Below are 9,650 nucleotides of genomic sequence, written 5' to 3'. Positions count from 1 at the left end.
CGATGCCGCCCTCGTACATGAGGTCGACGATCAGCTTGAGCTCGTGCAGGCACTCGAAGTAGGCCACCTCGGGGGCGTAGCCGGCCTCGGTGAGCACCTCGAACCCGGTCTGCACCAGCGCGGCCGCACCCCCGCAGAGGACGGCCTGCTCGCCGAACAGGTCGGTCTCGGTCTCCTCCTTGAAGGTGGTCTCGATGACTCCGGCCCGGGCTCCACCGATGGCCGCGGCATAGGACAGGGCGAGCGCCTTGGCGTTGCCCGAGGCGTCCTGCTCGATGGCGATGAGGCAGGGCACGCCCTTGCCGTCCACGAACTGGCGGCGCACGAGGTGACCCGGGCCCTTCGGCGCGACCATGGCCACGTCCACGTCCGACGGCGGCTTGATCAGCCCGTAGCGGATGTTGAAGCCGTGGCCGAAGAAGATCGCGTCGCCGCTCTGCAGGTTGGGAGCGATGTCGTCGGCGTAGATGAACCGCTGCTTCGTGTCCGGCGCGAGGATCATGATCAGATCCGCCTCGGCGGCGGCCTCGGCGGGGGTGACGACGCGCAGTCCCTCGTCGGCCGCCTTGGCCCGCGACTTCGAGCCCTCCGGCAGGCCGATCCGCACGTCCACGCCCGAGTCGCGCAGCGACAGCGCGTGCGCGTGCCCCTGGCTGCCGTAGCCGATCACGGCGACCTTGCGGCCCTGGATGATCGACAGGTCGGCGTCGTCGTCGTAGTAGATGTTGACGGTCACTTCGGTGAGGTCCTTTCGAGGGGTCTAGCGGACGGTGGTGGCGGTGATCGACCGGGGCCCGCGGCCGACCGCGACCATCCCCGACTGGACCATCTCGCGGATGCCGTAGGGCTCGAGCATGCGCAGCAGTGCCGAGAGCTTGTCGACCGTACCGGTCGCCTCGATCGTCAGCGCCTCGGGCGAGACGTCGACGGCCTTGGCGCGGAAGAGCTCCGCGATCTCCAGCACGGCGCTGCGCACGGCGGCGTCGGCACGCACCTTCACCAGGAGCAGCTCGCGCTGCACCGACGACGACGGCTCCAGCTCCACGATCTTGATGACGTTGACGAGCTTGTTGAGCTGCTTGGTGACCTGCTCCAGCGGGAACTCGTCCACCGCGACCTGGATCGTCATCCGCGAGATGCCCGGCTGCTCGGTCGGCCCGACGGCCAGCGACATGATGTTGAAGCCGCGCCGCGAGAACAGGCCCGAGACGCGGGCGAGCACGCCGGGCTTGTCCTCGACGAGGACGGAGAGGGTGTGGCGGTCCATCAGTCCTCGTCCCCCGTGATCTCGGCGGTCAGTGCACCGGTGGCGGCGTCGTCGGAGACGATCTCGTCGGAGTCGAACAGCGGGCGGATGTCGCGGGCGGCCATGATCTGGTCGTTGCCGGTGCCCGCGGCGACCATCGGCCACACCTGGGCGTCCGCGCCGACGACGAAGTCGATGACGACGGTGCGGTCGTTGATCTCCATCGCCTGATGGATGACCTTGTCGACCTCGTCACGGGTCTCGGCGCGCAGCCCGACGCAGCCCATCGCCTCGGCGAGCAGCGCGAAGTCCGGGATGCGGTGCTTGTGGGTGCCGAGGTCCGTGTTCGAGTAGCGCTCCCCGTAGAACAGGTTCTGCCACTGCCGGACCATGCCCAGGTTGCCGTTGTTGATCACGGCTACCTTGATCGGGATGTTCTCGATGGCGCAGGTGGCGAGCTCCTGGTTGGTCATCTGGAAACAGCCGTCGCCGTCGATGCACCACACCGTGGCGTCCGGGACGGCCATCTTCGCGCCCATCGCCGCCGGCACCGCGAAGCCCATGGTGCCGAGCCCCCCGGAGTTCAGCCAGGTGCGCGGGTTCTCGTAGGAGATGAACTGCGCGGCCCACATCTGGTGCTGGCCGACGCCCGCCGTGTAGAGGGCGTCCGGGCCGGCGATCGCACCGATCCGCTCGATGACGTACTGCGGCGAGAGCGAGCCGTCAGCGGGCCAGTCGTAGCCGAGCGGGTACGTGCGGCGCAGCTCGTCCAGCTGGGCCCACCACGGCCCGATATCGGCCGCTCCGCCCTGCTGCTCGGCCCGTACCGCCTCCAGCAGCTCGACGATCACCTCGCGGCAGTCCCCGACGATGGGGACGTCTGCACGGCGGTTCTTCGAGATCTCCGCAGGGTCGATGTCGGCGTGGATCACCGCGGCCCCCGGGGCGAAGCTCGCGAGCTGGCCCGTGACCCGGTCGTCGAAGCGGGCGCCGAGCGCGACCAGCAGGTCCGACTTCTGCATCGCCGCCACCGCCGCCACCGTCCCGTGCATGCCGGGCATGCCCAGGTGCTGGCGGTGGCTGTCCGGGAACGCGCCGCGCGCCATCAGCGTCGTGACGACCGGGATGCCGGTGAGCTCGGCGAGCTCGCGCAGCTCGGCCGACGCCTCGGCCTTGATCACGCCGCCGCCGACGTAGAGGACGGGGCGGCTCGCCGCACGGATGAGCCGGGCGGCCTCGCGGATCTGCTTGCCGTGCGGCCGGGTCGTCGGCCGGTAGCCGGGCAGCTGCAGGGCGGGCGGCCAGGAGAACGTGGTCTGCTCCTGGAGCACGTCCTTCGGGATGTCGACGAGCACCGGGCCGGGTCGGCCCGTGCTCGCCAGGTGGAAGGCCTCGGCGATGGCGCGCGGGATCTCCGTCGCGTCCTTCACCAGCATGTTGTGCTTGGTCACCGGCATGGTGATGCCGGTGATGTCGGCCTCCTGGAACGCGTCGGTGCCGATCAGCGGACGCGTCTGCTGCCCGGTGATCGCCACCATCGGGATCGAGTCCATGTAGGCGTCCGCGAGCGGGGTGACGAGGTTCGTCGCCCCCGGCCCGGAGGTCGCCATGCAGACCCCGACCTTCCCGGTGGCCTGCGCGTAGCCGGTGGCGGCGTGGCCGCCGCCCTGCTCGTGGCGGACCAGGACGTGGCGGACCCGCACCGAGTCCAGCAGCGGGTCGTACGCCGGGAGGATCGTGCCGCCCGGGATGCCGAAGACGACCTCGCACCCCACCTCCTCGAGCGAGCGCACGAGCGACTGGGCGCCCGTCATCGGCACGCGGTCGAAGCGCCGGTCCGACGGCGGCGCGGGCGTCGGGGCAGGGGTGGCGGAACCGGGTCGTCCCGGCGGGGGCCCTGGACGCGGGCCGGCGGAGCCGGGCGCCGCTCCGGAACGGGGCGTGGCGGTGGTCATCTCTGCGGTCAGCCTCGCTGCTGGGAGTCGGCTCGCGGGTGGAGCCGCTGCTGGTCACTGTTCGGACATGAAAAAACCCTCGCCGCCCGGGTAGGCGGAACGAGGGATGGCGCGCGACGACCTCGGCTCAGGCGTGGCGCGCCTGGCGAAGTACGAGGACGAGGACGTGGAACGCACGGAACACGGGCCCGACGCTAGCGGGCCCGTGTCGGCGCGGTCAACTTGGTGAGACGCCGGTACCACTGCCTGGGATCGATCAGTGGACGGTCAGGAGCTGATCCACACCGCCGTGTCCCCCGGAAGGGTGGCGTCGGCGGGCAGCGGGCCGCTGGCCAGCAGCACCTCTCCCACCGGCAGCGGGACCGGCTCGGACCCCATGTTCACGACGCACGTGAAACCCGGCTCGCGGTCGAAGGCGACCGTGCTCGGACCGAGGTCCGTGCGCAGGGTGAGACGTCCGTCACCCAGGGCCGGCGTCTGCGCCCGCATCCGCAGCGCGGCGCGGTACAGCTCCAGCATCGAGCCCGGGTCCCCCTCCTGCGCCGCCACCGCGAGCGGGCCCCAGTCCCGCGGCTGCGGGAGCCACGTCGGGCCGGCACCCGGCCCGAAGCCGTACGGCGGGGCATCGCCGCTCCACGGGATCGGCACGCGACAGCCGTCGCGGCCACGGGTGGTGAAGCCCGAGCGCCGCCACGTCGGGTCCTGCAGGACGTCCTCCGGCAGGTCCTCCACCTCGGGCAGGCCCAGCTCCTCCCCCTGGTAGACGTACGCGCCCCCGGGCAGGGCCAGCGTCAGCAGCACGGCGGCGCGGCTGCGGCGGGTGCCCAGCGCGAGATCGGCGGGCCGGTCGCGCAGCCCCTCGAGGTTCGGCGAGTCGCCGAGCTCCTGCGGGCGCGCGTAGCGCGAGAGGTGGCGCGCCACGTCGTGGTTGGACAGCACCCAGGTGGGCGGCGCCCCGACGGCCTCGTGCTCGGCCACCGTCTCCACGATCGTCTCGCGCATCGCGGCGGCGTCCCACGGCGTGGTCAGGTAGTTGAAGTTGAACGCGGTGTGCAGCTCGTCCGGGCGGAGGTAGCGCGAGAGCCGCTCGGGCTCGTCCACCCACGCCTCGGCCACGAAGATCCGTGGCGGGTCGTAGGAGTCCGCGATCTCGCGCCACTCCCGGTAGACCCCGTGCACCTCCTCGCGGTCCCAGTGCGGGTGCGCGGCCCACGCGGGACGCACCAGCGCGCCGTCGACCTCGACGCGCTCCTGCGGGTAGGTGCGCCCGTCGAGATCCGGCAGGCCGGTCTCCTTGATCAGCGAGTGGGCGACGTCGATGCGGAAGCCGTCCACCCCCCGGTCGAACCAGAACCGCAGGGTGTCGGCGAAGTCCGCGCGGACCTCCGGGTGCTCCCAGTTGACGTCGGGCTGGCCGGGGTCGAACAGGTGCAGGTACCACTCCCCGGCAGTGCCGTCCGGTTCGGCCACTCGCGTCCAGGCGGGCCCGCCGAAGATGCTCTGCCAGTCGTTGGGCGGCTGGGCACCGTCCGCGCCCCGGCCGGGACGGAACAGGTAGCGCTCCCGGGCGGCCGACCCGGGGCCGGCGGCGAGCGCCTCGCGGAACCACGGGTGGGCACTGGAGGTGTGGTTGGGGACGATGTCGAGCAGCACCCGCAGGCCCAGCTCGCGGGCCTGCGCGAGGAGCGCCTCGGCGTCGGCGAGGGTGCCGAAGCGCGGCTCGACGTCGCGGTAGTCGCTCACGTCGTAGCCGGCGTCGGCCATGGGCGAGGGGTACCAGGGGTTGATCCAGATCGCGTCCACGCCGAGGCTCGCGATGTGGTGCAGGCGGGAACGGAGCCCGGCGATGTCGCCGAGCCCGTCCCCGTCGCCGTCGGCGAAGCTGCGGATGTAGACCTGGTAGATGACCGCGTCGCGCCACCAGGTGGCGTCGGTCCTGGCGGGCCCGGGAAGCAGGGACGGTTGCGTCACCCGCCCCATGTTCCGGATCGGTTCAGTGATCGCAAGGCCTTCCTCCCGGGCCGCCCCGGGCCGGGGTCAGCCGGAGACCGTGGCCCCGCTCGTCTGGGCCTGCTCGATCTGGTCCTGGCGGTCCTCCTCGGCCATCCGCGTGAGCTCCGCGCCCGCCTCCGGGTCCCGGGTGAGGTTCTCCCCCGACTCCGGGTCGAAGACGTGGATCTTGCGCGTGTCCAGCCAGAACTCCGCGTCGTGTCCCTCGCGGATCCGGCTCGCCGCGTCGATGGAGACGATGGCCTGCGTGCGCAGCTGGTCGCTGTCGAGCTCGCGCGACAGCTCCTTGAGCTTGGCCGCGACCTCCTCCGGCGCGTCGTAGGGTATGTAGGCGTACTGGGAGTCGCCCAGCCATTCGGTGACGTCCACCTTCGCCGTGAACCGGGTGCCCTCGCGGGACTCGTCGATCAGCGAGGCGTCCTCGAAGTACTCCGGCCGGACACCGACCAGCACGAGGTCGCGCTCGCCCACCGCCTTGGCGCGCTTCTCGTCCAGCTCGATCGCGCCGAACGGGGTCTCCAGCGTCGAGCCCTGCACGCGGGCGGGCAGGAAGTTCATCGGCGGCGAGCCGATGAACCCCGCGACGAACATGTTGGTCGGCTGCTCGTAGAGCTCGCGCGGTGAGGCCACCTGCTGGATCACGCCCCGGCGCAGGACGCAGACCCGGTCCCCCAGCGTCATCGCCTCGGTCTGGTCGTGGGTGACATAGACGGTCGTGATGCCCAGCCGCCGCTGCAGCCGGGCGATCTCCGTGCGCATCTGGCCGCGCAGCTTCGCGTCCAGGTTGGACAGCGGCTCGTCGAAGAGGAACGCGTCGGCGTCACGCACGATCGCGCGGCCCATCGCGACGCGCTGGCGCTGGCCGCCGGACAGGTTCGCCGGCTTGCGCTCCAGGTGCTCCTGGAGCTCCAGGACGTCCGCCGCGTCGTTGACCTTGCTCCGCACCTCGGACTCGGGCGTCTTGGACAGCCGCAGCGGGAACGCGATGTTCTCGAACACCGACAGGTGCGGGTAGAGCGCGTAGTTCTGGAAGACCATGGACAGGTTGCGGTCACGGGGCGCCTTGTCGTTGACCCGCTTGCCGCCGATCACCATGTCCCCGCTGGTGATGTCCTCCAGCCCGACGATCATCCGCAGCAGCGTGGACTTCCCGCAGCCCGACGGGCCGACGAGGATCATGAACTCCCCGTCGGCGATGTCCAGGCTGACGTCGTTCACCGCGGGGAAGCCGTCGCCGTACTTCTTGACGATGTTGCTCATCTCGATGGAGGCCATGAGATCTCCTTGTCAGCCCTTGACGGCGCCGTTGGTGAGGCCGGCGACGATGCGCCGCTGGAACAGCAGGACGAGGACGACGACCGGGATCGTGACGATCACCGCGGCCGCGGCGATGGGCCCGCTCGGGTCCTCGAACTGCGACGCCCCGGAGAACAACCCGAGCGCGGCGGGGACGGGGCGCGCCGCGCTGGTCGAGGTGAGCGAGATGCCGTAGATGAAGTCGTTCCACGCGATGAAGAAGGCGATGATCGCCGTCGTGAACACGCCCGGCGCGGCGAGCGGCACGATCACCTTGCGGAAGGCCTGCCACGTGGTGGCGCCGTCCACCTGTGCGGCCTGCTCCATCTCCCAGGGGATCTCACGGAAGAACGCCGAGAGCGTCCAGATCGAGATGGGCAGGGTGAGCGACAGGTACGGGATGATCAGGCCGGGCCAGGTGTCGTAGAGCCCGATCTGGCGCCACAGGTTGAACAGCGGCGTGACGATCGAGATGACGGGGAAGATCGCCACCGCGAGCGCCGTGGACAGGATGATCTTCTTGCCCGGGAAGTCCAGCCGCGCGATCGCGTAGGCGGCGAACATCGACAGCACGCACGAGATGCCCGTCGCGATGAGGCAGATGCCGAAGGAGTTCACCAGCGCGGGCAGGAACAGCTCGGCGCCGTCACCGGTGATGATGAAGGAGTAGTTCTGGCCGGTGAACAGGGTGGGCAGGAACTGGCCGTTCGCGATGTCCGACGGCGCCTTGAACGACAGCGACACGATCCACGCCACCGGGAACAGGGCGTAGATCACGATGGCGATTCCGCCGATGATCCACCAGACCTTCTCGCGGGACGACATCACTTCTCCCCTCGGGCCTGGGACAGGTCGACCTTGAAGCCCTTCACGAAGAGCACGCTGATCAGGACCACGCAGATGAAGAGCATCACGGAGACCGCCGAGCCCAGCCCGATCTCCAGGCGGGCGATGGTCTGGCGGTAGGCGAGGAACGACACCGTCTCGGTGCCGTTCGCGCCGCCGGTCATGATGAAGATCGTGTCGAAGATCCGGAACGCGTCGAGCGTGCGGAACAGCAGCGCGACCATGATCGCGGCCTTCATGTTCGGGATCGTCACCTTGGTCATCCGCTGCCACCAGGTGGCACCGTCGACCTTGGCGGCCTCCTGCAGGACCTCGGGCACCTGGGAGAGGCCCGCGAGGAGCAGGAGCGAGATGAACGGCGTGGTCTTCCAGATCTCGGTGAGGCAGATGACGAAGATCGACGAACCGAAGCCGCCGAACCAGTCCGTCTCCGCGCTGATCCCGGGGATCCAGGCGAACCAGCTGTTGACGAAGCCGGTGTCGAGGGAGAACGCGAACTGCCAGGCGAACGCCGAGACCACCGTGATGATCGCGTACGGGATGAGGATCGCGGCCCGCACGACCGGCCGGATGGTGCCGAGCGCCTTCACCATCACCAGCGCCAGGGCGAAGCCGAGCACCAGCTCGACCGCGACCGTGACCACGGTGATGAGCACCGTGACACCGACCGCCGCCCACCAGATCGGGTCCGTGAGGATCACCCAGTAGTTGGTGAGCCCGATGAAGGAGCGGTTGTCGGGGTCGGTGAGCCGGTAGTTGAACAGCGAGTCGTAGACCGCCTGCAGGATCGGGTAGGCGGTGACGAGCAGCATCACCGCGAACGCCGGGCCGGCGAGCATCCAGCCGAGCCGGTGCTCGGCGCGGGTGCGGTCGCTCAGAGCGGGTGCCGCGTGCCGCGGCGCCGCGGCCGCCGGAGAGGGAGCCGTCGTGGTCACAGCAGGTCCTCCTTGGCGAGCACGGCCTGGATGAGGGCGGCAGCCTCGGCGCCGCTCTGGTCGTTGACGGCCGACGGCGGGTGGTAGACGCGCTGGATGCTCTCCGAGACCTCGGCGTAGTACGGCGTCTGCGGGCGCGGCGCCGCCTGCTCGAGCGACTGCTTGATCGTCTCGGCCATCGGGAACGCCGCGACGACGGCCGGGTCGCTGAACGCGGCGATGCTCGCGGCCGGGTTGCCGTCCGAGACCCAGTACTTGGCCTGGTTCTCCGGGCTCGTGATGCACTCCGCCGCCTGGAAGGCGAGGTCGGTGTGCTCGGAGAAGGCGCCGACGGCGATGTCGATCCCACCCAGCGGGGGTGCGCTCGGCAGGTCGGCCTTCACCTGCGGGTACAGCGCCCAGCCGTAGTCCTCGGGCGTGCCGGGGGGCAGGGTGCCCTCCTCGACGGCCGACTGCGCCCGGGTGTAGACGAACGGCCAGTTGACCATGAAGATCGCGTTGCCGTTCTCGAAGGCGGTGGCGCTGGTGTCCTCACTGGCCGTCGAGAAGCCCGGACCGCCGACGCCTGCCTGCACGAACTGCTCGATCACGCGCGCCCCGTCCGTCGCGGGCGGGTCCTCGAGGCCCAGGCCGATGTTGGCCGGGTCGTCGGGCGACGGGTTGGTGATGATCTTCCCGCCGGCCGACTCGATGAGCGCGTTGACCCACACCGTGAGCGACTCGGCTCGCCGGCCCTGGGCTGCCACCTGCTTGCCCTGCGCCTGGGCCGCCTGGATGATCTGGTCCCAGGTGACCGGCTGGTTCATGTCGAGGCCGGTGGCCGCCACCGCGGACTTGCGGTACCAGAGCAGCTGGGTGTTCGCCCAGAACGGGATCGCGACGAGCTCACCGTTCCAGGTGGCACCCTCGACCGCGCTCTGCACGACGTTCTGGCTGGCCTTGGCCTTGACCGCGTCCGGGAGTGGCGCGAGGAACCTCGCCTCGGCGAACTCCGGAACGTACGGCGGGTCCAGGCTCATCAGGTCGATCGACGAGTCGTTGGCCGCGAGCCGGCGGATCAGCTGCTGGCGCTGCTCGGAGGACTCGCGCGGCAGCGTCGACACCGCGATGGTGTATGCGCCCCCCGCGGCCTCTGTGCAGGCCTGGGCGATGGTCTCCTGCCCACCGGAGTCCGGGTTGATGTACCAGTTCAGGACAGGCGGCCCGGCGGGTTCCCCGCCGCATCCGGCAACGGCCCCGAGTGCGATCGCGACCAGCGCGACCGCAAACCCGCGGCGCCGCCCTCGTTGGTGGCGCATTGAGTCCCTCCGACCCATGGTGATCGAGTGGCTTCCCCGCATCTTGCTGTGAGGGTCCACACAC

The 9,650-nt window shown here is 70.4% G+C and carries 8 protein-coding genes; all 8 read right to left on the bottom strand.

Annotated elements, in window-relative coordinates; genetic code table 11:
• Positions 1-736: ketol-acid reductoisomerase (gene ilvC, locus AB7J25_RS13140; protein ID WP_428508623.1), on the bottom strand; the 736-nt coding region annotated here is incomplete at its 3' end.
• Positions 737-760: 24 nt separating this feature from the next.
• Positions 761-1,267: an acetolactate synthase small subunit gene (gene ilvN, locus AB7J25_RS13135; RefSeq protein WP_428508621.1), complete on the bottom strand. Its 507-nt coding sequence runs from the start codon at positions 1,265-1,267 to the stop codon at positions 761-763.
• Positions 1,267-3,201: an acetolactate synthase large subunit gene (locus tag AB7J25_RS13130; protein WP_428508619.1), complete on the bottom strand. Its 1,935-nt coding sequence runs from the start codon at positions 3,199-3,201 to the stop codon at positions 1,267-1,269. The genes ilvN and AB7J25_RS13130 overlap by 1 nt, the downstream gene beginning before the upstream one ends.
• A gap of 267 nt (positions 3,202-3,468) precedes the next feature.
• Positions 3,469-5,181, bottom strand: coding sequence for a glycoside hydrolase family 13 protein (locus AB7J25_RS13125; protein WP_428508617.1), 1,713 nt, complete (start codon positions 5,179-5,181; stop codon positions 3,469-3,471).
• Between the two features lie 57 nt (positions 5,182-5,238).
• Complete coding sequence (locus AB7J25_RS13120) at positions 5,239-6,486, bottom strand: ABC transporter ATP-binding protein (protein ID WP_428508615.1); 1,248 nt, start codon at positions 6,484-6,486, stop codon at positions 5,239-5,241.
• Positions 6,487-6,498: 12 nt separating this feature from the next.
• Complete coding sequence (locus AB7J25_RS13115) at positions 6,499-7,332, bottom strand: carbohydrate ABC transporter permease (protein WP_428508613.1); 834 nt, start codon at positions 7,330-7,332, stop codon at positions 6,499-6,501.
• Positions 7,332-8,288 carry a carbohydrate ABC transporter permease gene (locus tag AB7J25_RS13110; protein ID WP_428508611.1) on the bottom strand — a complete coding sequence of 319 codons (957 nt, stop codon included), beginning with the start codon at positions 8,286-8,288 and terminating at the stop codon, positions 7,332-7,334. Before AB7J25_RS13110 ends, AB7J25_RS13115 begins: the two co-directional genes overlap by 1 nt.
• A complete protein-coding gene (locus tag AB7J25_RS13105; protein WP_428508609.1) occupies positions 8,285-9,586 on the bottom strand; it encodes an extracellular solute-binding protein in 1,302 nt (433 codons plus the stop codon). The genes AB7J25_RS13110 and AB7J25_RS13105 overlap by 4 nt, the downstream gene beginning before the upstream one ends.
• Positions 9,587-9,650 lie beyond the last annotated feature (64 nt).

The sequence above is a fragment of the Pseudonocardia sp. genome (assembly GCF_050246655.1).
Taxonomy (GTDB): domain Bacteria; phylum Actinomycetota; class Actinomycetes; order Mycobacteriales; family Pseudonocardiaceae; genus Pseudonocardia.
Note: the sequence above shows the minus strand (reverse complement) of the source record. Positions and strands in the feature narration are given on the sequence as shown.